This is a genomic window from Leptospira brenneri (assembly GCF_002812125.1).
In the GTDB taxonomy this organism is placed as follows: domain Bacteria; phylum Spirochaetota; class Leptospiria; order Leptospirales; family Leptospiraceae; genus Leptospira_A; species Leptospira_A brenneri.
In genome coordinates this window covers 256,893-282,839 of the sequence record NZ_NPDQ01000006.1, presented here as the reverse complement: position 1 = coordinate 282,839, position 25,947 = coordinate 256,893, and the positions used below count along the sequence as shown (strand labels likewise).

25 protein-coding genes are annotated in these 25,947 nt (G+C 40.2%); 12 read left to right on the top strand and 13 right to left on the bottom strand.

The features are described from left to right. Positions 1 to 51: 51 nt before the first annotated feature. A complete protein-coding gene (locus CH361_RS14425) occupies positions 52 to 447 on the top strand; it encodes a hypothetical protein (RefSeq protein ID WP_125232070.1) in 396 nt (131 codons plus the stop codon). A 58-nt stretch (positions 448 to 505) separates the two neighbouring features. On the opposite strand, the gene CH361_RS14420 is transcribed toward CH361_RS14425, so the two are convergent. Next, entirely contained in the window at positions 506 to 1,039 is a 534-nt protein-coding gene (locus CH361_RS14420) for a gamma carbonic anhydrase family protein (protein WP_100791501.1), read from the bottom strand. A gap of 158 nt (positions 1,040 to 1,197) precedes the next feature. Here CH361_RS14420 and odhB point away from each other — a divergent pair, with 158 nt between their 5' ends. From odhB to CH361_RS14400, 4 genes are all read left to right on the top strand, one after another. Beyond that, positions 1,198 to 2,433, top strand: coding sequence for a 2-oxoglutarate dehydrogenase complex dihydrolipoyllysine-residue succinyltransferase (gene odhB, locus CH361_RS14415; RefSeq protein ID WP_100791500.1), 1,236 nt, complete (start codon positions 1,198 to 1,200; stop codon positions 2,431 to 2,433). A gap of 6 nt (positions 2,434 to 2,439) precedes the next feature. Then, on the top strand, positions 2,440 to 3,846 hold the full coding sequence (gene lpdA, locus CH361_RS14410; RefSeq protein ID WP_100791499.1) for a dihydrolipoyl dehydrogenase: 1,407 nt from the start codon (positions 2,440 to 2,442) through the stop codon (positions 3,844 to 3,846). 34 nt (positions 3,847 to 3,880) lie between these two features. Next, on the top strand, positions 3,881 to 6,652 hold the full coding sequence (locus CH361_RS14405) for a 2-oxoglutarate dehydrogenase E1 component (protein WP_100791498.1): 2,772 nt from the start codon (positions 3,881 to 3,883) through the stop codon (positions 6,650 to 6,652). Positions 6,653 to 6,822: 170 nt separating this feature from the next. Then, on the top strand, positions 6,823 to 7,659 hold the full coding sequence (locus CH361_RS14400) for a hypothetical protein (RefSeq protein ID WP_100791497.1): 837 nt from the start codon (positions 6,823 to 6,825) through the stop codon (positions 7,657 to 7,659). 26 nt (positions 7,660 to 7,685) lie between these two features. Here the strand turns inward: CH361_RS14400 and CH361_RS14395 are convergent, their stop codons facing one another. The 7 genes from CH361_RS14395 to CH361_RS14365 all read right to left on the bottom strand — a co-directional run bounded on the left by CH361_RS14395 (position 7,686) and on the right by CH361_RS14365 (position 13,444). Further along, on the bottom strand, positions 7,686 to 8,453 hold the full coding sequence (locus CH361_RS14395) for a hypothetical protein (RefSeq protein WP_208861444.1): 768 nt from the start codon (positions 8,451 to 8,453) through the stop codon (positions 7,686 to 7,688). A gap of 3 nt (positions 8,454 to 8,456) precedes the next feature. Further along, positions 8,457 to 9,578 carry a DegT/DnrJ/EryC1/StrS aminotransferase family protein gene (locus CH361_RS14390; protein ID WP_100791495.1) on the bottom strand — a complete coding sequence of 374 codons (1,122 nt, stop codon included), beginning with the start codon at positions 9,576 to 9,578 and terminating at the stop codon, positions 8,457 to 8,459. A 17-nt stretch (positions 9,579 to 9,595) separates the two neighbouring features. Continuing rightward, positions 9,596 to 10,018: a hypothetical protein gene (locus CH361_RS14385; RefSeq protein ID WP_100791494.1), complete on the bottom strand. Its 423-nt coding sequence runs from the start codon at positions 10,016 to 10,018 to the stop codon at positions 9,596 to 9,598. A 12-nt stretch (positions 10,019 to 10,030) separates the two neighbouring features. Further along, positions 10,031 to 10,960: a PdxA family dehydrogenase gene (locus tag CH361_RS14380; RefSeq protein ID WP_100791493.1), complete on the bottom strand. Its 930-nt coding sequence runs from the start codon at positions 10,958 to 10,960 to the stop codon at positions 10,031 to 10,033. Continuing rightward, complete coding sequence (locus tag CH361_RS14375) at positions 10,961 to 11,401, bottom strand: bactofilin family protein (RefSeq protein ID WP_002973191.1); 441 nt, start codon at positions 11,399 to 11,401, stop codon at positions 10,961 to 10,963. A gap of 68 nt (positions 11,402 to 11,469) precedes the next feature. Beyond that, the gene (locus CH361_RS14370; RefSeq protein WP_100791492.1) at positions 11,470 to 12,243 is read right to left on the bottom strand and encodes a hypothetical protein; all 774 of its coding nucleotides are present in this window, start codon (positions 12,241 to 12,243) and stop codon (positions 11,470 to 11,472) included. Position 12,244: 1 nt separating this feature from the next. Next, positions 12,245 to 13,444, bottom strand: coding sequence for an LBF_1011 family protein (locus CH361_RS14365; RefSeq protein ID WP_100791491.1), 1,200 nt, complete (start codon positions 13,442 to 13,444; stop codon positions 12,245 to 12,247). Between the two features lie 48 nt (positions 13,445 to 13,492). Here CH361_RS14365 and CH361_RS14360 point away from each other — a divergent pair, with 48 nt between their 5' ends. The 7 genes from CH361_RS14360 (at position 13,493) to CH361_RS14330 (ending at position 23,522) form a co-directional block, all read left to right on the top strand. Continuing rightward, complete coding sequence (locus CH361_RS14360; protein ID WP_100791490.1) at positions 13,493 to 15,760, top strand: lytic transglycosylase domain-containing protein; 2,268 nt, start codon at positions 13,493 to 13,495, stop codon at positions 15,758 to 15,760. 68 nt (positions 15,761 to 15,828) lie between these two features. Beyond that, positions 15,829 to 17,118: a citrate synthase gene (locus CH361_RS14355; protein WP_100791489.1), complete on the top strand. Its 1,290-nt coding sequence runs from the start codon at positions 15,829 to 15,831 to the stop codon at positions 17,116 to 17,118. 50 nt (positions 17,119 to 17,168) lie between these two features. Continuing rightward, positions 17,169 to 19,100, top strand: coding sequence for a SpoIIE family protein phosphatase (locus CH361_RS14350; protein WP_100791488.1), 1,932 nt, complete (start codon positions 17,169 to 17,171; stop codon positions 19,098 to 19,100). Next, entirely contained in the window at positions 19,097 to 19,930 is an 834-nt protein-coding gene (locus CH361_RS14345; RefSeq protein ID WP_100791543.1) for a class I SAM-dependent methyltransferase, read from the top strand. The genes CH361_RS14350 and CH361_RS14345 overlap by 4 nt, the downstream gene beginning before the upstream one ends. Before the next feature lie 23 nt (positions 19,931 to 19,953). After that, the gene (locus CH361_RS14340; RefSeq protein WP_100791487.1) at positions 19,954 to 20,787 is read left to right on the top strand and encodes a TrmH family RNA methyltransferase; all 834 of its coding nucleotides are present in this window, start codon (positions 19,954 to 19,956) and stop codon (positions 20,785 to 20,787) included. Then, positions 20,784 to 21,851, top strand: a complete 1,068-nt coding sequence (locus tag CH361_RS14335; RefSeq protein WP_100791486.1) for a glycosyl transferase — start codon at positions 20,784 to 20,786, stop codon at positions 21,849 to 21,851. The genes CH361_RS14340 and CH361_RS14335 overlap by 4 nt, the downstream gene beginning before the upstream one ends. Beyond that, on the top strand, positions 21,852 to 23,522 hold the full coding sequence (locus CH361_RS14330; RefSeq protein WP_100791485.1) for a DUF342 domain-containing protein: 1,671 nt from the start codon (positions 21,852 to 21,854) through the stop codon (positions 23,520 to 23,522). Between the two features lie 12 nt (positions 23,523 to 23,534). Here the strand turns inward: CH361_RS14330 and CH361_RS14325 are convergent, their stop codons facing one another. The 5 genes from CH361_RS14325 to rpmE all read right to left on the bottom strand — a co-directional run bounded on the left by CH361_RS14325 (position 23,535) and on the right by rpmE (position 25,944). Further along, positions 23,535 to 24,296, bottom strand: a complete 762-nt coding sequence (locus tag CH361_RS14325; RefSeq protein ID WP_100791484.1) for an LA_1326/LA_4305 family lipoprotein — start codon at positions 24,294 to 24,296, stop codon at positions 23,535 to 23,537. A 5-nt stretch (positions 24,297 to 24,301) separates the two neighbouring features. Then, on the bottom strand, positions 24,302 to 24,598 hold the full coding sequence (locus CH361_RS14320; RefSeq protein WP_051122362.1) for an STAS domain-containing protein: 297 nt from the start codon (positions 24,596 to 24,598) through the stop codon (positions 24,302 to 24,304). A 117-nt stretch (positions 24,599 to 24,715) separates the two neighbouring features. Next, a complete protein-coding gene (locus CH361_RS14315; protein ID WP_100791483.1) occupies positions 24,716 to 24,904 on the bottom strand; it encodes a hypothetical protein in 189 nt (62 codons plus the stop codon). After that, positions 24,901 to 25,695, bottom strand: a complete 795-nt coding sequence (locus CH361_RS14310; protein WP_100791482.1) for a pentapeptide repeat-containing protein — start codon at positions 25,693 to 25,695, stop codon at positions 24,901 to 24,903. Before CH361_RS14310 ends, CH361_RS14315 begins: the two co-directional genes overlap by 4 nt. 48 nt (positions 25,696 to 25,743) lie before the next feature. Next, positions 25,744 to 25,944 carry a 50S ribosomal protein L31 gene (rpmE, locus tag CH361_RS14305; protein ID WP_100791481.1) on the bottom strand — a complete coding sequence of 67 codons (201 nt, stop codon included), beginning with the start codon at positions 25,942 to 25,944 and terminating at the stop codon, positions 25,744 to 25,746. Between the last annotated feature and the right edge of the window lie 3 nt (positions 25,945 to 25,947).

Genomic DNA, 25,947 nt, shown 5'->3' with positions numbered 1-25,947 from the left:
AATATTTTTTTACTAAAGTCTCGACTACTAAAAAAGTTCATTTCCAGTCCAATGATTCTATTTTTCATTGGTTTCCTTTTTTCCTGTGACGGAATCTTACGAATTGAAAACAATGTGTTTATCAAACATACAATCGAATCAAAATCTTATTTATCAAAATTTGATGGTGAATGTGAGATGGATTTCAAATTATTAGAGATCAAAGGAGTCGGATTCACTCCAGATCCCAATGAGATTATCTTTCATGCAAAAGTCAGAATCAGAAATGGAGTTCTATTTTATCAAAACATAACTTGGTCCAAAGAATCGAAATACAAAATGCATTTAAAATGCCCCAATTACAAGGAAGTGGTCAAAGAATTCCATTTTCCAAGTATAGAACCGAAGCACTTCTACTTCGAGTTAGAAGGATTGAACGAAGAAACCCCAACCCCGCACAAGGGATAGAAGCGGAAATCCTTTTGCGGATGCAAAAGATTGGAGCGGATAGCCCGGTCCCTTTCTGTTAGGAAAGGGATGTGCCCCCGATGCCTTCATTTCGATAGTTTTCTTTATACTTAGCGTAGTTACTTGCCGTGCGGGTGATGATTTCGCGGTCTTTCTCCGTGATGTCTCTGATGATTTTTGCGGGGCTTCCCATGATGAGAACTCCCGGTGGAATTTTTTTTCCCGGAGGAACGAGAGACCCTGCTCCCACAAAAGACCATTCGCCGATCTCGACATCGTCCATAAGCATTGCCCCCATCCCTACAAAACTATGGTCTTTCAAAACACAGCCGTGAATGGTTGCATGGTGGCCGATGGATACATAATCTCCGATGGTCACAGGATACAAATCTCTTGCTACATGTACCAAAGTCATATCTTGGATGTTCACATGTTTGCCAATGGTGATGGTATTTACGTCACCACGGAGTACGCATTGGAACCAAATAGAAGACTCTTCGCCAATTGTGACTTTTCCAAGTATATCGGCAGAGGGTGCCACCCAGGCCGTAGGGTGGAGGGAAGGTGTATGGCCTTGGAAAGAACGGATCATACCTGCAAGGGCAAAGCAATCTAACTGAAACTCAAGGCCTTTTCGTTTTTTCCGCTTGCGTTTTAACCTTCTGCCGAGTTACCGTAGTCTTAGATTCAAATGGGATCTCACTCCTCAACAACGCTATTTTTCTCTAAAAACCTGCTAAGGAACATTTCATGGCAATAGAAATCAAAGTCCCCGAGATGGGGGAATCCGTAACCGAAGCAACCATCAGTGCTTGGACCAAAAAAGAAGGCGATGCTGTAAAAGTAGACGAAGTGCTCGCTATTTTAGAAACAGACAAAGTCTCATTAGAAATTCCCGCTCCCACTTCTGGGGTTTTAAAATCCATCACCAAAAAGGTGGGGGATGTGGTTCATGTGCGTGACATCATTGGCGCCATTGAAGAAGGTGCTGTGGCTTCTACACCAGCAAGTTCTAGTGCTCCGGCTCCGAAAGCAGAAACCTCTGCCCCTCAACCTAACACGGGCAAAGTGAATGAAGATCTTCCTCCTGCTGCAAAAAAGCTCATCGAAGAAAATAAATTAGACGTATCGAAAATTACAGGAACCGGTCGTAACGGCCAGATCACAAAAGAAGATGTGATCCTCTTTATGGAAAAAGGTGGCGCTAACGCTGCAAGCGCTGCAGCACCTAAAGCGGCCGCAAGTCCAGAAATTCCAAAAGCAGTTGTGGTTTCGACAAACTCCGGCCCAAGAGAAACCGTTGTGCCGATGACAAAACTTCGCCAAACAATCGCTAATCGATTAGTAAGTGCACAACATACGGCAGCCATTCTCACTACGTTCAACGAAGTAGATATGTCTCCGATTATGGAACTTCGCAGTAAATACAAAGACAAGTTCAAAGAAACTCACGGTGTGGGTCTTGGATTCATGTCTCTTTTCACCAAAGCCGTTGTGGCAGCACTGAAAGCTTATCCTGCGATCAATGCAGAGATTCGTGGAACAGATATCGTCTACAAAAACTTCTATGATATCGGTGTGGCAGTCGGTGGACCGAAAGGACTTGTGGTTCCGATTGTACGTAATGCTGACCTACTCAGCTTTGCTGGAGTCGAACAAGAAATCGCAAGACTTGCCGGCAAAGTGAAAGATGGGAAAATCTCTCTCGAAGATATGGAAGGCGGAACTTTCTCTATTTCGAACGGAGGAGTTTATGGTTCGATGATGTCGACACCAATCCTCAACCCACCACAATCCGGAATCCTCGGAATGCATAATATCGTCAAACGCGCAGTAGTTGTGAATGACCAAATTGTGATTCGCCCTATGATGTATCTCGCTCTTTCTTATGACCATAGAATTGTGGATGGAAAAGAAGCAGTTCAGTTCCTAGTCAAAATCAAAGAAATGGTAGAGGACCCAACTAGACTCCTCTTTGAGGTATAAGGTTTTATGGAACAATTTGATATCATTGTCATTGGTGGAGGACCTGGTGGTTATGTAGCGGCCGTTCGTGCCGCCCAACTCGGGAAAAAAGTAGCCATCATTGAAAAAAGAAAAACTCTCGGTGGGACTTGCCTCAACGTAGGTTGTATTCCTTCCAAAGCCCTTCTCGATTCTTCTGAAGAATATCATAAAACAAAACATAAATTAGCTGATCATGGAATTTCTGTAAAAGATGTCAAAATCGACATTGCAAAGATGATGGCTCGTAAAGACAAAGTGGTGAGTGAAGTAACGTCCGGTGTTGACTACCTGATGAAAAAAAATAAAATCACTCGTTACTTGGGCCATGCAAGTTTTGTTTCTAAAACAGAAATTTCGATCACTGCAGAAGATGGAAAAAAAGAATCCATCTCTGGAACGAATATCATCATTGCAACTGGATCTACACCGATTGAAATTCCTCCTCTACCTGTGGATGGAAAAAACATCATCACTTCTGACCATGCAATTGGTCTCGATTCTGTTCCCGAACACCTGATCATTGTAGGTGCTGGGGTCATTGGCCTTGAGCTCGGATCCGTTTGGTTACGACTTGGTGCCAAAGTCACTGTGGTGGAACTCATGCCACGCCTTTTTGGAACCACTGACCAAGCCATCGCCAGTTTATCAGAAAGACTTCTCACAGCCCAAGGGATTAACTTCCTTTTTGAAACCAAAGTGCACGGTGCCAAAGTAAAAGGGAAAAAAGTAGAAGTAGAGATCGAAGGCAAAGACGGGAAAAAAACCATCCTCGAAGGAGATAAGGTTCTCGTTTCCATCGGTCGCCGGCCGAACACAGATGGCCTTGGTGCCAAAGAAATCGGGGTCGAAATGACAGACCGCGGTCGTGTGAAAGTAGAACTCAATAAATTCCAAACCAACATTCCCAATATCTATGCGATTGGGGACGTGGTCGACGGACCGATGCTCGCTCACAAAGCGGAAGACGAAGGGATCGCGGTTGCGGAACTCATTTGTGGAAAGTATGGCCATGTGAATTACAAAGCCATTCCTTCCATCGTTTACACTTGGCCAGAAGTGGCTTGGGTGGGTCTTGGAGAAGAAGAATTAAAATCCAAAGGCATTGAATACAAAGTGGGAAAATACATGTTCAAACCCAACGCTCGTGCAAAAGCCATGAACGAAACGGATGGACAAGTCAAAGTCATCGCTGACAAAAAAACGGACAAACTTCTCGGAGTGTTTATCGTAGGCCCTCGGGCTTCCGACATGATCGCAGAAGCTGCGGTTGCTTTTGAATTTGGTGCTAGTGCAGAAGACATTGCTCGTTCCACACATGCCCACCCCACTCTTTCCGAAGTACTTCGGGAAGCTGCCATGGATGCCGACGCTAAATGGTCCATCCATTCTTAATATAACTGTTGTTTTGTTGCTTTAGGGAGAGTATATGACAACCGACCAGATGATGAGTTTATACGGCGATAACGTCGTATTATTGGAAGAGTATTACAAACAATTCAAAGAAGATCCGCAAAGTCTGAGTAAAGACTGGATTGATTTTTTCGGAGAACTCGAAAGGACTTCCGTTTCCAGCAATGGAACAAGTAACGGAAATGGTTTCAACGGGAATGGATATGTAAATTACGCATCCACAGAACATAGAAAAGGTTCCTCACTCAGCGATTTCGGTATCATCAACCTCCTCAATGCTTACAGAAGACAAGGCCACTTAGCTGCCAACCTCGATCCTCTGGGAATCAACAAACCCAACCGCGAATTTATCGATCTCAAAGTCAAAGCTCTCAAATCCAGTGACTTGGAAACAGAAGTAGACTCAGGAGTTGCTAATTTAGGAAAAGCCAAACTAAAAGATGTCATCGATTGGTTTGAAAAAACCTACTGTGGATCGATTGGTTGTGAACACTACTACCTCGTCAATGATGAGGAACGTGAGTGGCTACAAAACCGTATGGAGCCACTTGCAAATAACGAACCTATCAGCAAAAAGACCGCCTTACGTTTGTTTGAAAAACTTTATCAAGCTGATAGTTTTGAAAACTTCCTCGCCAAAAAATTCGTAGGGAAAAAAAGATTTTCTCTCGAAGGTGGAGAAACCATGATCCCCATGCTTGATACCCTTGTGGAAGAAGCAGGTGGTCATAAAATGGATGCTCTTGTCATTGGAATGGCACACCGTGGCCGGCTGAATGTTCTTGTAAATATCATCCGTAAACCAGCAGGACTTATCTTTGCTGAGTTTGAAGAAAAACTGAATCCAGGCCAACTCGGTTATGCAGACGTAAAATACCATCTTGGGTATTCGAACAATGTCATGACTCATTACGGGAAAGAAGTCAAACTCTCCCTTGCCTTCAACCCGTCACACTTAGAAGCAGTTGACCCTGTGATTTTTGGATCGGTGCGTGCTCGCCAAGAAATGGCAAAAGATATGGACCGTTCTAAGTTTATGCCAGTGGCCATCCATGGGGATGCTGCCTTTGCAGGACAAGGTGTTGTGGCAGAAACTCTCAACATGATGAACTTAGATGGTTATACTGTGGGTGGAACCTTCCACATTGTGATCAATAACCAAATTGGATTTACCACTCTTCCAAGTGAATCCAGATCGACTTTATATGCAACTGACCTTGCCAAAGGATTTCAAGTTCCGATTTTCCACGTAAATGGAGATGATCCGGAAGCAACTTACCGCGTCACAAAACTCGCGTTAGAATACAGACAAAAATTCAAAAAAGATGTGATCATCGACCTTATCTGTTACAGAAGGCTTGGACATAACGAAACGGATGAACCAACTTTCACACAACCACAGATGTATGATATCATCAAAAAACATCCAAAAACCATCAGCATCTACGAAGAGAAATTGTTACAACGGGGAGATATCACACCAGAGGAAATCCAATTCATCAAAGACGGAATCCAACAAGGTCTTGAAACTTCCTTCCAACAAGCAAAAGAAAAAGACACTCGCATCACAGTAGACACTCTGGGTGGCGTTTGGTCTAGATACACCAAAGAACCACTAGATTCTGATGTTCACACACAACTTCTCCAACAACAGTTAGGTGGGATTGTCAAAGCAGTCACAACACTTCCAGAAGGATACACGGCGAATCCAAAACATATCAAAGTTTTAGAAGACCGTAAAAAAATGGGAGCCGGCGAACTTCCCATCGACTGGGGATTTGCAGAGTCACTTTCCTTTGGTTCCATTTTAGAAAATGGATTTCCAATCCGACTTGGGGGACAAGATGCACAAAGGGGAACTTTCTCCCATAGACATGCGACTCTTTCCGACATTGTGAATGGGAAAAAACTCACCCTCCTCAATCACATCAGCGACAAACAAGCCAAGATCGATATCGTAAACTCTTCTCTTTCTGAATATTCATGTCTCGGATTTGAATATGGATACTCTCTTGCCGATCCGAATAGCCTCGTGATGTGGGAAGCACAGTTTGGTGACTTTGCAAACAATGCTCAAGTCATCTTTGACCAGTTTATTTCCAGTTCGGAAATCAAATGGCAAAGGATGTCCGGTCTTGTTTGTTTGCTTCCCCATGGATATGAAGGCCAAGGCCCAGAACACTCTTCCGCAAGGCTCGAGCGTTTCCTCCAACTTTGTGCTTTGGACAATATCCAAGTGGCAAACTTAACCACACCGGCACAGTATTTCCATATCCTACGTAGACAAATCTTACAAAGTTTCAGAAAACCGCTCATCATCATGACACCGAAGTCCCTACTTCGTTTGAAAGATGCAGCTTCTAGTTTGGAAGACATCACAACAGGAGCTTTTAAAAAGATCCTTCCTGATCCGATAGCAAAACCAGAAAAAGTAGAGAAGTTACTTTTCTGTTCCGGAAAAGTTTACTATGATCTTCGTAAGGCGATTGATACCCAAAAACTGGAAAATGTGGCTGTGGTTCGTATCGAACAACTTTACCCGTTCCCAGAAAACCATATCAAACAAATGATCACTAGTTACGGAAAACTGAAAAAATTTGTATGGGTACAAGAAGAACCAAAAAACCAAGGAGCATGGTTCTTTGTTCGTGACCGAATCGAAGCCGTAATGCCTGAGAACAAACGTTTGCATTATGCAGGTCGATCTGAGTTCCCAAGCCCTGCTTGTGGTCACGTGGTCACACACCTTAAAGAACAAGAAGACTTAGTAAAGGATGCATTGTCTTAAAATTCAAATAAGATAAATCGCCACAACTTAGTTAACTTACAAAAAAGCCTTGGGACCCACTCAAGGCTTTTTTATTGATATAGTTACAATTTAATTAAAACTTACCAATATTCTAATCATGTTGTTTTATATTTGACAAGCCACTAAGCAGCCGTTAAAATCTTCTCACAATGAAACGAGTCACTAACATTGGTTACCTTTTCGGTATTTCATTTATCATTGCTGGGTTTCTATTCCCAGTTTTCTCCCAAACACAAACCCCTAAAAAAGAAATCTTTACTGGTTTTTATGCGGGAGGTTTTTACTTAAGCCTTGCTGGAGGAGACACTGTTTTCACCGGAGGTAGTTTATTAAAAAGAGAATCTTCCTTACAAAACTCCCTCAAAACACAGGCAGATTTGGGAATCCTTCCCAAAAAACTAATTGGTGGGGCAAACGTTCCCAACGGGATACCTTTGCCTGAAAGTAAGTTTAACACAGGTAGTACACAAAGAGTTGCCTTTGAATATGGGCTCACAAATCACATTGGACTCACCGCTTCCCTCTCAAGTAATGCTGTGAATGGGAAAAGGCTGAATCAATTTATATACCCAGACCGGACAAATCCCAATGGATATAGTCCATATCTAGAAGCTATTCCCACAACCTATACCTTCTACGAAGATAAAATTTATGGATTAGGAGTTAACTACCATATACTTTCCAAAAATAAATTTGATCCCTACTTCGGAATCGAATTAGGTTTGGTAAATTTTAGAACTTCTTATCGTTCTTATAATAACAATAGTAACTTTCTATACAGCTCCATGGTACCTGGGGTAGGTTATAGTGGAAGATTCGCAGCAGGAATCAATTACCACATCACTCCCGAATTTGGGTTAACGGTAGAAGTCCATGGAATCAAACGAATGTTAAAGGCAAGTGCTTTCCCTTCAGAAACATTTGACCAAGTAGGATTTCAATTTGGAGTACTTTTCAACTTGGATAATATGAGCCAATTGCCATAAGGCAAACCATCACAAAGAACCAGCACTTACGGTTTTTCTGCAGGTGCCACCATGGACTCTAAAGATCCACTCAGAACTCCCTTGGCGGAAGCAGCGTCATAATCAAAAATATGAAGCTTAGTTTCTGGTTCAGGGAGTTTTCTTCTTTTGTTTATTTGTTTATCGGGATTTTTCCCTAAAATCAAAGTTAGATGGTTTCTGGCTGAATTATAAATCAGTTTCCGGAAGTGAAATCCCAAAGGCAAAACCGTCTGTAAACCACTTGTTTCCGGATCAAAAAGATAAACCAATTTATGGTCTTTGTAGTTTAAAACCCCATCTAAATTACTATCTTCCGTAACCGCGAAAATAATGATTTTTTTATCTAAACTTAAGACATCTTCTCTCGGATCATCAATGGTATTGGAAACTGTTTTTTTAACGAAGTCCCCTACAAAAAAATCCCAAATATACACATCGTGAGGAAAGAGTTTCTGAATTTTTCCATCTTTTAAATTGATCGAATATAAATTTCTAGCATGTGATAGAATCCCGTCTGGACCAAACCCACCGGATTCAGTCACAAGGCCGTGCGGATAGATAAAGTATTGTTTCCAATAAATTTTACCATTTCCATCTTCTAAATCTAAACTATCAGATGGTTCTGGAGTATTATCTTTTTCTTTAGATTCGGGAGTTTCTACAGTCACTTCATACCCATCATCATAAAGGCGCCAACTTTTAGACAAACTAAAAGTAAGCACCGCTAATATGAGTAGAAAGAATAGAAAAACTCCGACTCTAAACTTTTCCATTATCTATTTGTTTGCGTTGTATGCTTTGATTGCACTGAACACTTCATCCAATTCACCATCTGTCATATAGGCAAATAGTGGAAAGTTAAGAACCGATTTCGAGATTCTAGCCGCATTCCCATCTTTTCCAAATCGTTCGATCAAATATGGTTTGGCTCCCGGTTGGTCAGACATAGCACCTGGATAAATATTTCCAAATCCAATTCCTTTGTCTTTTAATACGGCTTCGATTTTAGGACGGACTTCTGGATCCACCAAAGTAACGTTACAGTATCCATTTTCATCATAACCTTTTGGTGGTTGGATCACTCCAACCCCAAGACCTGGAAGTTCTTTGTAGTATACGTTTTGCGATTTTTTTCGAGAGTCGATTCTAGCTTGTAAGTGTTTCAAAGATAAATTGAGAAAAGCTGCTTGCAAAGAATCAAGTCTTGAGTTCCAACCCACAAGCCCATGTTCGTAATGAGAAGTTCTTCCATGGTTTACAAGACGACGTGTCACAACTGATAACTCTTCATCATTTGTAAATACAGCACCACCATCACCGGCAGCACCTAAGACCTTTGCAGGATAAAAAGAAGTCGTTGAGATGAGTGCATCTTTGTAAATAGACTTTCCACCAAACTTCACTCCAAAACACTGAGCCCCATCTTCAATCAGAGCCACATTCTTTTCTTTACAGAATTTGCGGAGTTCTTCGATCTTTGCTGTTCCCCAACCGTAAAGATGCACCACAAGTGCCGCTTTTGGTTTTACTTTTTCTACAGCTTCCTGGAACACTTGGAAATCCATTTGTAAGTCATTTGGATTGGTATCAATAGTGTAAGGATCTCCACCTACGTTCACAACCGCTTCGAAGGTTGCCCAGAAGGTAGAGTCAGGTAACAAAACTTTATCCCCACGACCAACTCCCACTGCACGAAGAGCAAGCTGCAAAGCATCCGTTCCGTTAGCACAACCAATCGCATACTTTGTTTCTGCAAAGGAAGCAAGACCTGCTTCTAAATCAGAAACTTCGTTTCCACCGATAAACTGCGCGTTTTGCGACATGGACTTTACTTTTTCATTCCAGGTGTCCAAAAACCCTGGTTCAAATCGTTTGATATCTATAAATGGAACTGCCATTGTATGCCCTTTGTAATTTATTTATTTGTGAAAATTTGATGAAGCCAAACATTGAATTCTTTAGAATAGATGGTCCAAAGAAAAAATAATGCCCAATACAGAACCGTCCCATAAGCAAGCGCAGGGATCAAGGTTTTACTTAAGTTATTGGATGCGGAATAATAAATTCGAATGAGAACGAGAGGCCAGAGAAAAAACAAAAATACATAAATCGAATTTCCCATGGCAGAAATCCAAAGAAGAACTTCCGCTTTAGGATTTTCTTTCCAACGAGCCACCCCTTCCCAAAATTCAGGAAAAAATTGAACCAAATAAAAACAAAACACGAGAAAGAAAAAAAACTTCCAATGGGATTCCAAATCTCTACGGAAGAGAGTGAGTAAAAGCCCCACAAACCAAATAAAAAGAACCGGAAAGGCAACGACTTCTAGTAAGGTCATGAAATCTCTTTTTTAATTCTCCGTTAATCGTTCTAAACAGGAAATAAGTCCTGTTGGATCTGCAATGCCTTTTCCTGCAATGTCAAAGGCAGTCCCATGATCGGGGGACACACGAATAAAATCCAGTCCTAAGGTTATGTTAACTCCCTTCTTCCCTTCAAGCAATTTAAATGGGATGAGTCCTTGGTCGTGATACCCCGACAAATACAAATCGTACGGTTTGGCTCCTGGCAAAAAAGCAGAATCTGCTGAAAGAGGGCCTTCTACAGAAAACTTTGCTTTTCGTAAAGTCTTGGCACCTGTAGCAAGAATGGTCAATTCTTCATCCCCAATCTTTCCCCCTTCTCCCGCATGAGGGTTGAGGCCCAAATAAGCAATTTTTGGGTCTTTTAAAAATCGGGAGCGGGAAAGAGCAAAACCAAGATCCTTCCAAGAAAACTTCTTTAATTCCTTCACCACATCCTTGAGAGGTACGTGGGTGGTGAGAGGAATGACATTGAGTTTTTCTCCACTCATCATCATAAATGTAGGTCTTTTGTAGTAGGCAGCCAAGGTTTCCGTATGCCCACGAAATCCCTGTATCCCCGATTTTCCCACCCACTCTTTTGAAAGAGGAAGGGTGATGAGATCCGCTTCCAATTCCTTTTGTAAGTCCATAGCCGCAAGTAAGGAATCATAAGCCATCTTCCCTGAGGTTTTGGAAGGTTTTCCCAGCACAAAGGAACGAGACTTTTTAGAATCAGACCAAGTAAAAGAATAAAATCCAGGTTCGGAACTAGGTTTTGTCAAATTAGGTAAATTAGGAACTGTGAGGTTGTGGGAGCCTCGGATGAAGTAGATGCGGTGGTGTTTCCCTAAGGATTGCAAGAGCGGGAAGGCAGAAACCACAAGTTCGTAGTTGATACTTGTTGGATCGCCTTCCGAAATCAGAATGGTTTTCAATTATTCTTTTGCGTTTGGTTGTTTCCCAAAAATCTTCTCAACACTTAAAGAATCTTTGGAGTATTCCAATTCGATAAGGTCTTTTGCACTATGTTTGAGGTCGTTGGAAATCATACAACGTCCTTCTAGAATCACCCCATTTTGGATGATGAGTTCTGGAGTTTTGATATCTCCTAGAATTTTGGATGTAGGAAGGAGCATCACGCGGTTTCTAGCAGTGACGTTTCCAACAACGATTCCCTCTACGATGACACTGGCAGCAGTGATATTGGTTTTGACCTTTCCGGTAACACCAATATAGAGGTGTTCGGCTTGGAGGGATTTACCCTCGAATTTACCGTCAATTTTTAAGGATCCATTGATAAAGAATTTACCGTTGAAGTAAGAATTCTCACCAATAGTTGAATTGGTAACTTCGGTCTGATTTTTGACTAATGCCATGCTGTTACGAGTCCGTGAATGTGATTTTTCACAGTGTCCTCGTTCCCCCCGGGAATGAAAAGGTTTTTTTACCCTCGAAAAGACGGGAGTCGAATCAAATCACAAGCTTCTTCTGCGAATTCTTGAAATTCACGAAGTCCTTCCATGATCGAACGACCTTCCAAAACGGTGGCCTTTTCAAACCTTGGATTGAATTTGATGGGCTCTTCCATGTTCATAATCACGTTTACCCCTTCTTTGATGTCTCGGTTTACCGCTGTGAGGAAATCACGAAATTTACCAAGGGTTTCAAAGGACTCAGCAATGAAAATTCTGGATTGTTTGTTTTTCATCCGAGAAAGCTGCTCGCGAAATTCTTGTTTGTCGGCAGCAGCATATTCCTCTACTGTTTCCACAAGAATCTTCATATTTCTACGGAGGTTCTCCATATACTTAAGAACAGAATCCCTTTCTGTGGCATGAGAATAATCAAACTTGATATGACCATCTCCCAAAATAGGAATGTATTCCAAATCCATAATATTCACAAGTGTTCCAATCTGATTGATTTCACTATCATTCGAATTGGGAGATACTTTCATCACCGGATATTGAGAGATAATTTTATGTTTGAGGTTTTCAGGATTCTCTTCCCTGGTTTTTGCATTTCGCATCGTTTGTTCTAAGTTGTCTGGAATTCCTTCCGGCGAAACTTCTTGCATCCGACGCCTGTACCGTTCTATGTCAAAAGCCACTCGTTCTTTCTGAAGATCATTTTTGGCATTCCTTTCAATTTTCTCCAAATTCTTTAGCATTTTCTGCAATTTGGAGAGCTCCATAATTTGTTCTTGCGAAAGAGGCATCTTATACCCAACCTTCTGGAAGGTTTGTGGATTCCTTCATCGCAGAGAGCGAACGTTCAATTGAATGTGATAGAATTTCATCTCCAGTGGCTTTTAATACTCGCCAATATAGATTGAGAGCAAGTGGCAAATACTTCAATCGCCCCGATTTTTTATAAAAGTTTAAAAACTGATGATTCTCTTTTTTCACAAAACAGATAGAAGCCAATTGTAAGTTAATGAAATAAGAATAAGGCCGAATGAGTAATTCATTTTTTAATTCATTTTCATAACCTTCACCCTCGTTTCGAAACCTAACTACAGTCTCAATAAAAGGATCCATTTGATGAGTGAGTTCATATCCAAATCCACTTTCATGAACCCAATCCCCACGAAGACTTGTTTCTAATTCTTCGCGGTAATGAAGAAAGGTTTCTTCGGGAAAATATCTTTTGGCATAACGTAAGGCAGAAAAAGCAGGAATTTTTCCAAGAGAGACCAATCGAAATTTTTGTTTTTCCCAATCTTCCCATTCATCATAAAATCCAATGAGAAATTTCCAAACTCGAAAAGTATCCTCTCCCACAAACCATCCAGTTTCCATCGCATGGAAAAGAACTCCCACAATCTGCCAATGGGAATCTAAAATCACTGAATCTGCGAGGGTTTTAAATTGAACAAAATCTTTGTTTCCTTTGGCATATTCAACTAACATATGCAATATGGAGTTTTCAAAAGGAATCTCCGAAGTCTCCCAACCAAGTAAAAATAAAAACCTACGGTTGTCGTCGGTCTGACCAAAGAATTCTTTGGTTTTTAAAACCCAATTGCGAAACTGGACGGTCTCTCCTAAGTATAAAAGTCCAAATCCAATCAGTTCCCAATCTTCTCTTTCCATCTCTTCAAATTCACGATTTTGGCAAAGTTCCCAAATTTGGTCGAAAGATTGACGAGGAAAAGAAGATGGACTCACCAATTGCGGGTCTCGGAACCGATTGGCGGCTTCATTTTCGCCCAAAATAGAACAAAGGCTGAACCCTCCGGAAAAATCGGTCGATAAATAGAATAGATAGTTTGCAAAACGAGACTGATTGCCTGAAAAGAAGGCACGAAGTTCTGGCCAGAGATCAGAAAGACTGGCCTTTTTCGGAGTATGAGGCCTTGGGTGGAATTCAATACGGTATTCCGGCCATTGCAGTTTGTATTCTGTTTGTAAGCTCATAAGGAGAGGAACCTTCCCTCTCTAAATTCGTAATCATAGGAAGTATGCATGAGGCATTTTTGGTTAGCAAGTAGAATTCTTATCTTTTTCACTACCTCCCTATTTGCGGACACTGACCTACAGTATTTAATCAAATCCCACCAGTGGGGACAGATTGAAAATCATTTTAGAAATACCAACCCTTCTCGTGAAAGTGAAGTGTATAGCCTGATCGAATTCCATGAAAAATCACCTAACGGAGACAAGGAGAAACGATTCCGGTATTTGATTTCTCTTGTCCGAGGAGTTTTTGTCACGGAATCCTCGGAAGAAGAAGTCAGAAAAATCCTGACACAAACCATGCCCTTCCAAACCACTCTATTCAAACTGAGTTACTGGAAGTTGTACACAGAAATTTCACAAAGAAATTATCTAACGCCGCAAGAACGAATCCAATTTTTAAACCGACTGAATTTGGAAGAAGATCCAATCTGTAGACGCCTCTTGGATGAACTGGTTCGCCTAATGGCTGCCAACAACCAGTGGAAAGAGATCATCGAAAAAATTAGCTCCACACAAGAATCTCATAGAAGGTATCTACTCACCGGGGATACACAATACAGATATGGTAAAGCAAAACTGATATTAGGTGACGAAAAAGGGGCCATAGAAGAATGGTTAAACTGCCTGCAGAGAGATGGACTATCCGATTCAACGGTGCATCTAATTGCAGCTGATTGGTCCAAATACAAAGGATCAGGAAGTATATTACAACTTGCTCCTTCTGAACTTACCATTCTCCTTCCTGCCATTAGCAATAACGACAAAGAAGCCTTATTTAAAACAAGGCCAGAATTATTCTCAACAAGACTTGCTTACTATGAAGGATTCAGACATTTATCGACAGTCTTAACCAAAACAGGAAAAACAAACGAACTTTTCAGAGTCCTGCGTTCCAACAAAACCTTCGTAGATATGGATTCAGCTTTTATTGTTTCATTAGCTGATATTTTATACCAACAGAATAAATTCCAAGGGGCTATTGAGCTTTTAAAAACATTCCCTGGAAAAGATGCTGGATATTACCGTGTAATCGCAGCCTCTTACGATCGTTTGGGGGATCGTGAATTATACTTTGAAAACTTAATTTTATATTTAGGAAAGTATCCTTTTAATCTTTTTTACCAAGATAGACTCATCGAATACCTGGTAGATCGTAAAGGTGAAAAATCAAACTATGCTCCTCTCGCAAAATTTGAAAGAGCCCTCGCAGAAATTCCCAACCTTCCCGTCAAAGGCAGACTTGTCTATTGGTATTTACGATCTCTTAAAGAGAATGGCGACACGGAGAAATTAAAAAAAGAACTAAAGAGATACTACGCACTTTGTCCCGGTTCTTATTATACAAGAGTGATCCGTGAAGAATTTTTATCCCTTATCAAAGAAGGAAACAAACCAGACAATCCCACTTATAATAAAGAATATCTTTTTGAATATCTATCTTATACGGCAGGAATTCCAGAAGAGTCATACGCCATCTTAGGTAGAAACTTAGGATTTGTGTATCCGAAAGATTCTTATGAGTTAGGAAATAAACTGGGAGGAATGAGTTCACGGATCCAAGGACATAAACTCCTCAATCTTGCCAAAGAATACTTTCGTGTGGGTGAGGACAGTTTGGGTTTAAGTCTTGTCAACTTTCATGTAAAAAGAGAAAATCTTTCGGAAGAAGAAAAAGACGAAATTCTAGTAGGAATCGGAGACCTAACCTATAACACATACTATACGGCCTTTCATACCCGTTCCCTTCTCAAAAGGCATCTCATTCCCGATGACCCCATCCTCCTACCCACATCGATCTCTGTCAGAATTTACCCAAGGCCACACCAAAGTATTGTCTCTCGCTATGCAAATGAAAATGACATCTCAGAAGACAAAGTTTACGCTCTGATGCGCCAAGAATCCTTCTTCAAAGAAACCGCAACCTCCCGGTCCAATGCTCGGGGCCTCATGCAAATCATGCCAGCGACAGGAAGAGAGCTCGCCTCTCGGATGGGAATTACCACTTATTCCCTCTACGAACCCGAAACTTCGATCCGTTTGGGGACAAAATTTTTGGCTTATCTTTTGAAATCAAATAGTAACGAATTGAAATGGGCATCCATCGCTTATAACGGGGGGCCAGGAAATTTGCGAAAGTGGAAGAAGTCCGTTTATTCTGGCGATTTTAACCATTTTTTAGAAGACCTTCCCTATAAGGAGTCGAGAGATTACTGTCGCATCGTCGTTTCGAATTTCTACGCATATGACATTATGAAAAAATACCATAAGTTGTAAAAAATGACTTTTCCCCACCCTTTCCTCCGTCTATCCTTTGAAATAGACAGAGATATACAGGAGAAGATATGTCCGAAAAGGCAATTCTGAAAGTGGATGGAAAGGAGTTCGAACTTCCAATTTTAGTGGGAAGTGAAAACGAGAAGGCAATTGATATTACTAAACTCCGCCAATTGTCCGGTTATGTTACGATTGATTCCGGTTATTTAAATACAGGTGCTTGCACAAGTGAGATCACCTTTCTTGATGGAGAACAGGGAATCTTGCGTTACCGCGGAATTCCTATTGATGATTTGGCCGCTAAGTCTACGTTCACTGAAGTAGCTTATTTACTCATCTACGGCAAACTTCCAAACGAAACACAACTCAAAGAATGGAATACTTCCATCACCAACCATACAATGATCCATGAGGATCTCAAACGCCTGTTCAATGGTTTTCCAAAAGATGGACACCCAATGGCGATCATGTCTTGTATGATGGGTTGTTTATCAACATACTACCAAGATAGTTATGATCCAATGAACGAAGAACATAGAGAAATCTCTATCATTCGTTTGCTTGCGAAATTCCCAACGATTGCCGCTTATGCTTATAAAAAGTCTATCGGGCAACCCATCATTCACCCACTCAATGAATTAGACTACGCCTCTAATTTTATGAACATGATGTTTGCGGTTCCTGCAGAAGATTACAATATCGATCCAGAAATTGTATCTGCACTTAATTTACTTCTCATCCTTCATGCGGACCACGAACAAAACTGTTCCACATCTACTGTACGTTTGGTGGGATCTTCCCTAGCAAACCTTTACGGTGCAATCTCTGCAGGAATTCTTGCTCTTTGGGGACCACGTCATGGTGGTGCGAACCAAGAAGTATTAGAGATGTTGGAAGGGATTAAAAAGAGTGGGCTTTCTGTTAAAAAAATCGTAGAACAAGCCAAAGACAAAAACTCTAGTTTCCGATTGAATGGGTTTGGCCACCGAGTTTACAAAAACTTTGACCCACGCGCCAAAATCATCAAAGTTGCTTGTGATAAAGTTCTTAACAAATTAGGAATCAAAGATCCACTTCTTGACATCGCAAAAGAATTGGAAGAGGCAGCTCTTAACGATCCATACTTTGTGGAAAGAAAACTTTATCCAAACGTAGACTTCTATTCAGGAATCATCTACCGCGCTCTAGGAATTCCAACCAATATGTTTACAGTGATGTTTGCTATGGGAAGACTTCCTGGTTGGATTGCGCAGTGGAAAGAGATGATTGAAGATCCTAGTTTAAAGATTGGTCGACCAAGACAAATTTACACTGGTCCGCAAGAAATCTCTTACGAAGCAGCAAAAAAACAGGCTTAAGAACACCTAACAAAAAGGACAGGGGTTAAAACCCTTGTCCGAGACCCCAATTGAAAAAAATAACCACAACCGAATTCCTTTTCCTAGTTTTTTTCACAACCCTCTCTTTCATCCATCCACTATTTTCAGAATCACCAAACGACACTGGAGAACGGATCATCCATACAAAAAAATTTACATTTTGGATCGATCCGACTTCTTCCGTTCCCGTAGAGTCAATACTAAAAACAGGATCCTTCCAAAGGATCACCGATGATTTTGTTAATTTCGGATTTTTAGAAGGTACAGTTTGGTTAAAGTTAGAACCAAAAGACCTTCCCGATCCAGCCAGATACCCACTCCTTCTCATCAAAGCACATAACATTGATTCCGTGGAATTATTCCATAAAAATGACGGAAATACTTATGTAGTTTCCAAATCTGGCCATATCCAACCTGTCTTTCAAAGAGAATTCCCTCATCGAAATTTTGTTTTTAGGATCGGTCATGAAAAAGAAACTATTCTCATTGCCATCAAATCGGAAATCTCATTACAATTTTCATTTATTTTTACCAACCAAAGAAACCTTCAGAGAGAAGATTATATCAACCAATGGGTTTATGGATTATTTTTTGGAAGTTTAGGAATTATTATTTTATATAATCTCGCAATTGCCTTTTTTGTCAGAGATCGGAACTATTTTTACTATATTGGTTATGTGCTTTTCTTTGGTTTGGGACAACTTTCCTTACTCGGATTCTGGGGATATTTTTTTGTTCCCGATTCTTATTTTTGGAAACGGGTAGGAATTCCTGTTTTTTTCAGTGTTTGTCTTTTTTTCTTTGTCCTCTTTACATCTAATTTTCTAAAACTAAAGGTTCGAGTTCCAAAAATCGCAAGGTTTTATCAAGTATTAGGTCTATTCGCTTTACTCAATGCATTAATCGCCCTCTTCGGTGGAATTTCAGAAGCGTCTATTGGTGTTAGTTGGTTATCTGTTTTTATTTGTTTCAGTTTACTCGGAGTTTTAGTTTGGGGAATTTTCAAACGACTTCGTTCCTTTTATTATTTTGCAGTGGCCTTTGTTCTATTACTAATTACTTGTATTGTTTATGGATTACTCAAATTCGGAATCCTTCCGACAAATCCATTTCTAGAAGAAATGTTATTTCCTATCGCTTCCCTTGCTGACATTACTCTCTTTGCTTTTGCATTGGCTGACAGAATCCAACTACTCCGCCAAGAAAAAGACTTAGCTCTTGCCCAAGTCACAAGCCTTAGAAAAGAAAGAAAAATTTCCAGGGACATCCTGATGCAGTCCCTTCCCAAAACCATCCCGGATGTAAAAAACTTACAAATCCAAATTTATATCCAACCGATGAAGGATGTTGGTGGTGATTTCTATGAATACTTTTCACCAAATCCTTATGAACTAGGAATTGTTCTCTGTGATGTTTCTGGGCATGGAATTCCGGCCTCACTTATCTCAGCAATGGGAAAGGTTGCTTTTACCACACAAAAAGATAATATTTCTTCTCCCAAACAAGTATTGGAAGGCATGAATCGCGTGTTATATGGGAACTGTAATCCTCAGTATGTAACGGCATCGTATTTATATTTGAATACATCTACCAAAGTCTGGAGGTTTGGACGGGCAGGTCACCCCAGTGCTTATCTACAAAGAGCCAGTGGAGAAATTTTAAAAGTCCATCCCAAAGGAAAAATCATTGGTGTCTTTCCAGAAATCCAAATTGAAGAGACAACTCACCGCGTAGAGCCAAAAGATAGAATCCTCATCCTAAGTGACGGGGTTCTAGAATGTTTTGATCCAGAAGGAAATATGTATGGAGAAACGGGCTTACTTGAGTTTTTACGCACAAACAGGGAACTGCCAAACCACCTATTCAAAACAAAACTCATTCAAGATTTGGAGTCTTTTTCTAAACTAGAAATAAAAGAATGGGACGACGACCTAACCTTTATTTTCCTGGAATTGGTATGACAAAAAGTTACGAACTCTTGGACTCAGGTGACCTCTCCAAATTAGAAATCGTTGGTGGGTATAAACTCCTTCGTTCCTCCCCTACCTCAGCGTATGGAAAAGCAACACCTGAAATTTGGAACGATCTACATGCACAGTACATCAAAAATGATTCCGGCTCTGGGCACTGGAATTTTCAAAAAAAAGTTCCAGAAAGTTTTACCATAGAATTTTCCAATTTAACTTTCAAAATCAAACTCACTCCTTTTGGTCATATTGGACTTTTTCCCGAACAAGAAACTAACTGGAACCGAATCCGAGAAATAGGAAAAAAGAAACAGGGCCTTGAAGTTCTAAATCTATTTGCCTACTCGGGAGGATCCACACTAGCCTGTTTGGATGCAGGAATGAGTGTATGCCATGTGGATGCATCGAAAGGAATGGTAGACTGGGCACGCGAAAATGCAAAACTTTCTGGACTCGATTCTAAACCAGTTCGTTGGATTGTCGATGATGTGATGAAATTCATCCGTAGAGAAATCAAACGAGGGAAAAAATACCAGGGTCTCATTTTAGATCCTCCTAGTTTCGGACGTGGTTCGAAGGGAGAGGTTTGGAAGATTGAAGAAAATTTAAGTGAGCTGATGGATGCATTGATGGAACTTTCCGATTCCAAACCAGAATTTGTCATTCTCAGTTGTCATAGCCAAGGGTTTAGCCCCCTAACGTTAGAAAGGATTTTATCCTCACGAATCAAATCAAAAGGCAGTTACCAAACCTCCGAGTTATTCATTCCCGAAAAATCGGGGAAAAAATACCCAGCTGGATTTTGTACTTTCTTCTCCAAATAAACGAATCCATTCTTTAGAAATCCATGCCAAATAGAAGACAATACATCACAAGTTTTTCTAATCCAAAAGTTAAATGGGTAGCAGGACTTAAAGAAAAAAGAAACCGCGATGAAGAAAAAAAATTCTTCATCGAAGGGTATCGTGAAATCAAAAAAGCAGTTACGAACAATCCTAATTCACCTATCCCTTGTTTACCGGTCAACATTACGAGTTTATTCATTTCCCCTGAATGTTTTTTAGGAGAAAATGAAGAAAAATTAATTCAGTCTGTTCACTGTCCTATTTTTGAACTCCCTCGTAAAATTTTCGAAAAAATTTCTTATCGCGATAGGCCAGATGGTCTGATTGCAGTGGCGGAAACACCCGATGCCAATGTTCCTTGGGAAAAAATCAAATCGATCGATACCAACCCTATTCTGATCATCGAAGGGGTAGAAAAACCGGGAAACCTTGGAACCATCCTAAGAACAGCAGAAGGTGCGGGAGTGGGACTTGTGATTGTCACCGATCCAAGGATTGATCTTTTTAACCCGAATGTAGTGAGAGCCAGTACAGGAACCATATTTACCTTACCTGTATACATTGGAGATTTAAAAGAAGTCCTAACAGAATTTCAATCCAAAGGGTATAAACGTTATGCCGTTACGCCAGAAGGGAAAACACTTTACTCTTCCATTAATATGAAAGAAAAGTCCGTTTTTCTTTTTGGTAGTGAGCAGTATGGACTAAGTCCAGATGCAAAAAACCTTTCCGATGATACACTCCACTTACCTATGTTAGGAGAAGCAGATTCACTCAACTTAGCAATGTCTTGTGGAATTGTTTTATATGAGTCCATCCGGCAAAGAAACAAATGAAACTTTATTTTTATATCTCAGGCCATGGTTTTGGCCATATCAGTCGCTCGGGAAATATCATCCAACGATTACTCAAAGAAAATTTTATAGAAGAAATCCATTTAGTCAGCACAAGGATTTCGTTTTTAGATTTCACTCATCCCAAACTAAAGTTAAGAAATCTAAAACTTGATGTAGGAGTTTCACAAAAAAACTCACTCTCCATTGATTTACAAACAACCAAAGCAGAACTCATCGACTTTGAAAAAAAGAAAACAGAACTCCTCAAAGAAGAAACTGAATACTGTAAAAAAAACAAAATAAATTTAATTGTAACGGATAGTTCTTCCTTTCCTATTACGATTGCTTTGGAAGTAGGAATTCCGAGTGTATTTATTGGGAACTTTACTTGGGATTTTATTTATAAAAATTATGCAAAAGATGATTCTTATTTTGGGGACTTAAGTGAAAGACTAGAAGTTGAATATTCCTTTGCGACCGAGGCTCTGATTTTACCTTTTTTTTGTCCCATGCCACCATTCTTAGAATCAACTCAGATTGGTTTAGTGGGAAGAAAACCAACACTCTCCAAACAAGAGGCCAGACAAAAATTTGGATTTAGAGACGATACCACTTATATCCTTTTATCTTTTGGTGCTTACGGTTTAGAAGGAACCAAACTGCAGACAGAAAATCTATCCAATTCAACCAAACTAGTTGCTTATGGAGTTCCAGGAATCCAAACCGAAGGAATTTTAGTTCCTGAAGTATCACATTACCCTGATCTTGTGGCGGCTGCTGATTATGTTTGCACAAAACCCGGATACGGAATTTTAGCGGAATGTTACTATGCAAAAACCCCTATTCTTTATACAGATCGTGGCGATTTTATAGAATACATTCATTTAGTAAACGCACTGGATTTATACTTTCGTTCGGCTTATATTGATCTTCCACGAATAATTTCTTGTCAATTTAATGAAGTGATGACTCTAATTAATACAATCGACGGAATGACTCCCAAGTTAGAACTAAAAACTGATGGAGAGGAAGATGTCGTTTCTCATTTATTAGAATACAATTAGATGCCAGGCCCAGACTCGTATACAGATAGAATTCTCCAAGATTTAGAAGCCTCAGAAAATGGTTATTTCCAAATCGAAAACTCCGGCGGCAAAGCCGTATTAAAAATCACAAAACCTGGACCAAAAGGTAAAAAAGTCGATTACAAAGATGTTGTCGCAAGAGTGCAACTCTTTGGTGTGGAAGGTTACAACCTTGATCAAATTAAAAAAATTGTAGCTCTCGCCGAGAACAAACCAGCTGAAATTGGAACTTGGTCCAAAGGTGATCCGATCAGTTCTTATGCGGACATCACTATCTCTGAAGATCATATGGAAGCCAAAATGGTTCTCCACCCACCTAAACATGGAGGAGATCTTCTCACCGAATACCAGTTACGTGAACAAATTGCATCGGTCGGAATTTCTGTAGGAATCATCGATCTTGTCATTCAAAATCAAATCAAAAATCCAACATTTTTTGTTCCCTATACAATTGCCAAAGGTTATCCCCCCATACCTGGTAAAGATGGCCAAATCAAAATCCATTTTCGTTCGGATAACAAACCACAATTAGAAGAAGATGAACATGGAAGGATTGATTACAAAAATATTGGTGTCATCCAATCAGTCAAACCTGGTGATCTCATAGCAGAACGAATCCCACCAAAAAAAGGTGAATTTGGGAAAACAGTCAATGGGACCATCATCCCCTACCAAGAAGAAAAATCTGTGGATTGGCATCTTGGACCAAATGTGGAGCTAAAAGAGGACAAACTGTACGCTAAAATTGCTGGCCGCCCAGTTTTATCTGCAGCATGGGAAATCAAAGTGGATGAAGTGATCCAACTGGAAGCAGTCGATTATTCTACAGGAAATATAGATTTTCCAGGAACCATCATTGTGGAAGAAAAAATCGGAGATGGATTTTCATTAACCACAAATGGGAGTATCATCATTCGTAATTCCGTAGGGAAAGCCTTTCTCAAGGCCAAGGGAGATATTGTTTTGTCCGGCGGATTTATGGGCCGTGGCGAAGGATATATAGAATCAGAAGGAAATATATACGCTAAATTTGTGGAGCAGGGAAAACTTGCAGCTCATGGAAGTATTTTTGTTGAAGAAGCAGTCATGCATTCGGAAATTTCTGCAAAGGATTTCATTCGTGTGATGGGAGGACGGGGAGAGGTGATCGGAGGAACAGTGATCGCTGGTAACTCTCTCACCTGTGCCAAACTCGGCGCGGTTGTGGAAACCAAAACAAAAGTCGCGATAGGAACTCCCCCAGAGTTACTCGATGAACTGAACCGAATGAAAAAAGAAATCACTGACAAAGAAATCACTCTTCACAAAGTACAACTTGCACTCACTAAACTTGTCGAAAAGAGCCAAAAAAAAGAACTCACCCAAGAAGAAAAAGAAACCATCGCCAAACTAAAGGATGCGAATGAAAAATTCACCAAAGTTTTAGAAACGGAATCCAAACAGTTTGAAACGGCTCTCGGATCTTATGAACCAAATCCAGATGCCTTTGTGGATGTGGAAAGAGAGGTATTTCCTGGAGTGGATCTTAGTTTTGGAGCGGGGAAAAATTACCGACTAGGAATCAATTCCCTGGTGGGAAAAACTCGTTTTTTTCTAGGAACCGACGGAAGCATTCAAACAGAACGATTGGTAATCAGAAAAGAAGACTAAACAACGAATCAATTATTCCTCGTTGAGAATCCCTTCTTCTTCATCCTTGGTAATTTTTCTTTCCGGCTTTAAATCAGCGTCAATAGAGTTTGCCACCTCTGGGAGGTGTTTTTTTCGTTTTTCAAACTTTAGTTTTGCTAAATCAGCTTTATCAAAAACTAACCAATGTTTATTGCGAAATCCTGATACTTTTTTAAAAGAGAAACCTGGACCTTGTAAAATGTATGTAGACCTGGGAAAATGTTCAAAAGGAATGTCTGGGATATTGGACCAGTCAAAATAATTCCCTTGTTCATCATAAGTGACTTCTTGTTGGAGGTCTCCAAAAAGAACTTCTATCGATGTATCGGAAGACCAAATATAAAAACCTGTTCGCGAGTAATGGGAAACCACGGAACGAACGGGATTGTATTTTGAGATCACAAGAAGCATTTGATTGGGTTTTAATTTTTGTAAACCATCGACAAGGTCTAATGCAAATTCTTTGATTTCTTTTTCTTCAAATACAAATTTGTTTACATCTCCATAAGAACTTTCTTCTCGAAACCGAATGTTTCCAAGTAAGTCTAAAATTTTATCTTCAGTGAGTTCTACCGGATGTGCAAAAGTTTTTGGAACCGAACTTTCAGATTTTAAACTGATTTTGTCTCGGTTCACCGTATAAATCGCAAATTCATTACTACGAAAAAGTAAAGATCTGGATTTAACACCTGTGGCACAGGAACTTAAAGTTACAGACAAAATGAGAAGAGAGAAAATTCGGTAGAGTTTCATTACGCTTATGCCTCTAGAGTTTTTTGAAACTCTGGAAATTTAGAAAGGTATTCATCTAAAGTCAAAATGGAAAGGATATGGTTGAGTCCAGAAAGGCGAAACACTGAGTTTAAATTTTTATTCAAATTGGTCACAAAGATTTCCACACCACGATTGTGCAAAGCAGATGAGGCTTTGATGACGGCTCCAATCCCACTTGAGTCTAGAAACTTTACGGAATGGAAATCCATTGTCAATTTTCCAAAATTCTGACTTTCTATTGCCTTCTCGAATTCTTGGTAAAATTCTCTCGAGTTTTCCATCAGGACATCTCTTTGGATCGATAAAAGCAGGTGATTTTCCTGACGGTGGCTTAGAATCAACATAGTTGGATTAACAATACGTTACGATTCTTAGGATTTGTGTCAAGAAAATCGGCTTTAGGAAAGCGGGGCCAAATCCGTCAGATTCATCTCTAAATCGTGCGGGTATCCTTCTTTATCATTATAAACGACTATGGCTTTGTCGGACTGAACTTCTTTGATTTCCACAGTGGAACCAGTAAAAATGAAAATACCTTTGTGTAGGAATGTTTGTTTTGTGAGTTTTGCCTTATCGCCTGGCTTCATTCCCCATCCCCTGTTTTTAGATAAAGATCCTTACCAGCTTTTTTCATAACATCAAAGATATACATCTGGCTATGATCCACTCGGGTTCCAATATCATAAATAGCATCGGTAAAATCAGCACCTTCAATTTTGGCAGAGGCGAGCTTTGCAAAACGTAAGTCAGCACCCCGGAAATTGGCATTTCTGAGATCGGCACCGTTAAAAAACGAAGCCTTTAAGTTAGCACCCTGAAAGTTAGCACCCACGAAACTAGAGTTTTGTAAAAATGCATTGTGAAGGTCTGCCCCACTAAAATCAACTCCATCTAACTTTTCTTTTTCCAACATAACGCTGGATAACTTAGCGTTCTGTAGATGGCCTTGGTTATGGAGAAGCTCCATGGTTTGGGATTTTGTAATTCGATTTTCTTTGGGAACACCTTGTCCCGACTCATAGTCTTCGACTGCTTTTTTGAGAGCAGCCACTGCTGATTCAGGGTAGTTCTTTCTTCTTTCAGGAAATTCGAATAGAGTTTCTAAAGTTTCAGGTGTAAGGTTTTTTAAGTCAGATAACGATTTGCCTTTTGCGTATTCGGTTGCCATGGCAAGTGCCACGATCCCAAACCCACAACCTGTTGTGGTGTAACTTGCGTCTTCCACAACAGAGTTTTCGTTTAACTTTAAATAAATACGGTATCCGTCCCCGCAACCTGTGTTGCGGTAGTAGGAGACGACAGTGGCGTCGTCCATCTCACGGTAATTCAACCTTTGGTCGTTGATTTCTTTATATCGAGCAAAGTCCATTACTGCCATGAGTGTTCTCCCCGTTTATAACTTAGACGGACGTGAGGCCAAAGCCTCTTACTTCATTTTGTATTTTTTCTTGAACTTGTCTACTCGACCAGTTGTATCCACTAGTTTGGATTTTCCGGTAAAGAAAGGGTGGCAGTTGGAACAAATTTCCACACTGATATCCCCGGCAGTAGATCTAGTATCGATCACAGTACCACAAGCGCATTTGATTTTTGCAGAAACGTATTTTGGATGAATGTCAGTTTTCATGGT

Bases quoted from the DNA above. Each gene is read 5' to 3' on its own strand.
- CH361_RS14425 (WP_125232070.1), top strand. From the start codon at position 52: ATGATTCTATTTTTCATTGGTTTCCTTTTTTCCTGTGACGGAATCTTA.
- CH361_RS14420 (WP_100791501.1), bottom strand. From the start codon at position 1,039: ATGATCCGTTCTTTCCAAGGCCATACACCTTCCCTCCACCCTACGGCC.
- odhB (WP_100791500.1), top strand. From the start codon at position 1,198: ATGGCAATAGAAATCAAAGTCCCCGAGATGGGGGAATCCGTAACCGAA.
- lpdA (WP_100791499.1), top strand. From the start codon at position 2,440: ATGGAACAATTTGATATCATTGTCATTGGTGGAGGACCTGGTGGTTAT.
- CH361_RS14405 (WP_100791498.1), top strand. From the start codon at position 3,881: ATGACAACCGACCAGATGATGAGTTTATACGGCGATAACGTCGTATTA.
- CH361_RS14400 (WP_100791497.1), top strand. From the start codon at position 6,823: ATGAAACGAGTCACTAACATTGGTTACCTTTTCGGTATTTCATTTATC.
- CH361_RS14395 (WP_208861444.1), bottom strand. From the start codon at position 8,453: ATGGAAAAGTTTAGAGTCGGAGTTTTTCTATTCTTTCTACTCATATTA.
- CH361_RS14390 (WP_100791495.1), bottom strand. From the start codon at position 9,578: ATGGCAGTTCCATTTATAGATATCAAACGATTTGAACCAGGGTTTTTG.
- CH361_RS14385 (WP_100791494.1), bottom strand. From the start codon at position 10,018: ATGACCTTACTAGAAGTCGTTGCCTTTCCGGTTCTTTTTATTTGGTTT.
- CH361_RS14375 (WP_002973191.1), bottom strand. From the start codon at position 11,401: ATGGCATTAGTCAAAAATCAGACCGAAGTTACCAATTCAACTATTGGT.
- CH361_RS14370 (WP_100791492.1), bottom strand. From the start codon at position 12,243: ATGCCTCTTTCGCAAGAACAAATTATGGAGCTCTCCAAATTGCAGAAA.
- CH361_RS14365 (WP_100791491.1), bottom strand. From the start codon at position 13,444: ATGAGCTTACAAACAGAATACAAACTGCAATGGCCGGAATACCGTATT.
- CH361_RS14360 (WP_100791490.1), top strand. From the start codon at position 13,493: ATGAGGCATTTTTGGTTAGCAAGTAGAATTCTTATCTTTTTCACTACC.
- CH361_RS14355 (WP_100791489.1), top strand. From the start codon at position 15,829: ATGTCCGAAAAGGCAATTCTGAAAGTGGATGGAAAGGAGTTCGAACTT.
- CH361_RS14345 (WP_100791543.1), top strand. From the start codon at position 19,097: ATGACAAAAAGTTACGAACTCTTGGACTCAGGTGACCTCTCCAAATTA.
- CH361_RS14340 (WP_100791487.1), top strand. From the start codon at position 19,954: ATGCCAAATAGAAGACAATACATCACAAGTTTTTCTAATCCAAAAGTT.
- CH361_RS14335 (WP_100791486.1), top strand. From the start codon at position 20,784: ATGAAACTTTATTTTTATATCTCAGGCCATGGTTTTGGCCATATCAGT.
- CH361_RS14330 (WP_100791485.1), top strand. From the start codon at position 21,852: ATGCCAGGCCCAGACTCGTATACAGATAGAATTCTCCAAGATTTAGAA.
- CH361_RS14325 (WP_100791484.1), bottom strand. From the start codon at position 24,296: ATGAAACTCTACCGAATTTTCTCTCTTCTCATTTTGTCTGTAACTTTA.
- CH361_RS14320 (WP_051122362.1), bottom strand. From the start codon at position 24,598: ATGGAAAACTCGAGAGAATTTTACCAAGAATTCGAGAAGGCAATAGAA.
- CH361_RS14315 (WP_100791483.1), bottom strand. From the start codon at position 24,904: ATGAAGCCAGGCGATAAGGCAAAACTCACAAAACAAACATTCCTACAC.
- CH361_RS14310 (WP_100791482.1), bottom strand. From the start codon at position 25,695: ATGGCAGTAATGGACTTTGCTCGATATAAAGAAATCAACGACCAAAGG.
- rpmE (WP_100791481.1), bottom strand. From the start codon at position 25,944: ATGAAAACTGACATTCATCCAAAATACGTTTCTGCAAAAATCAAATGC.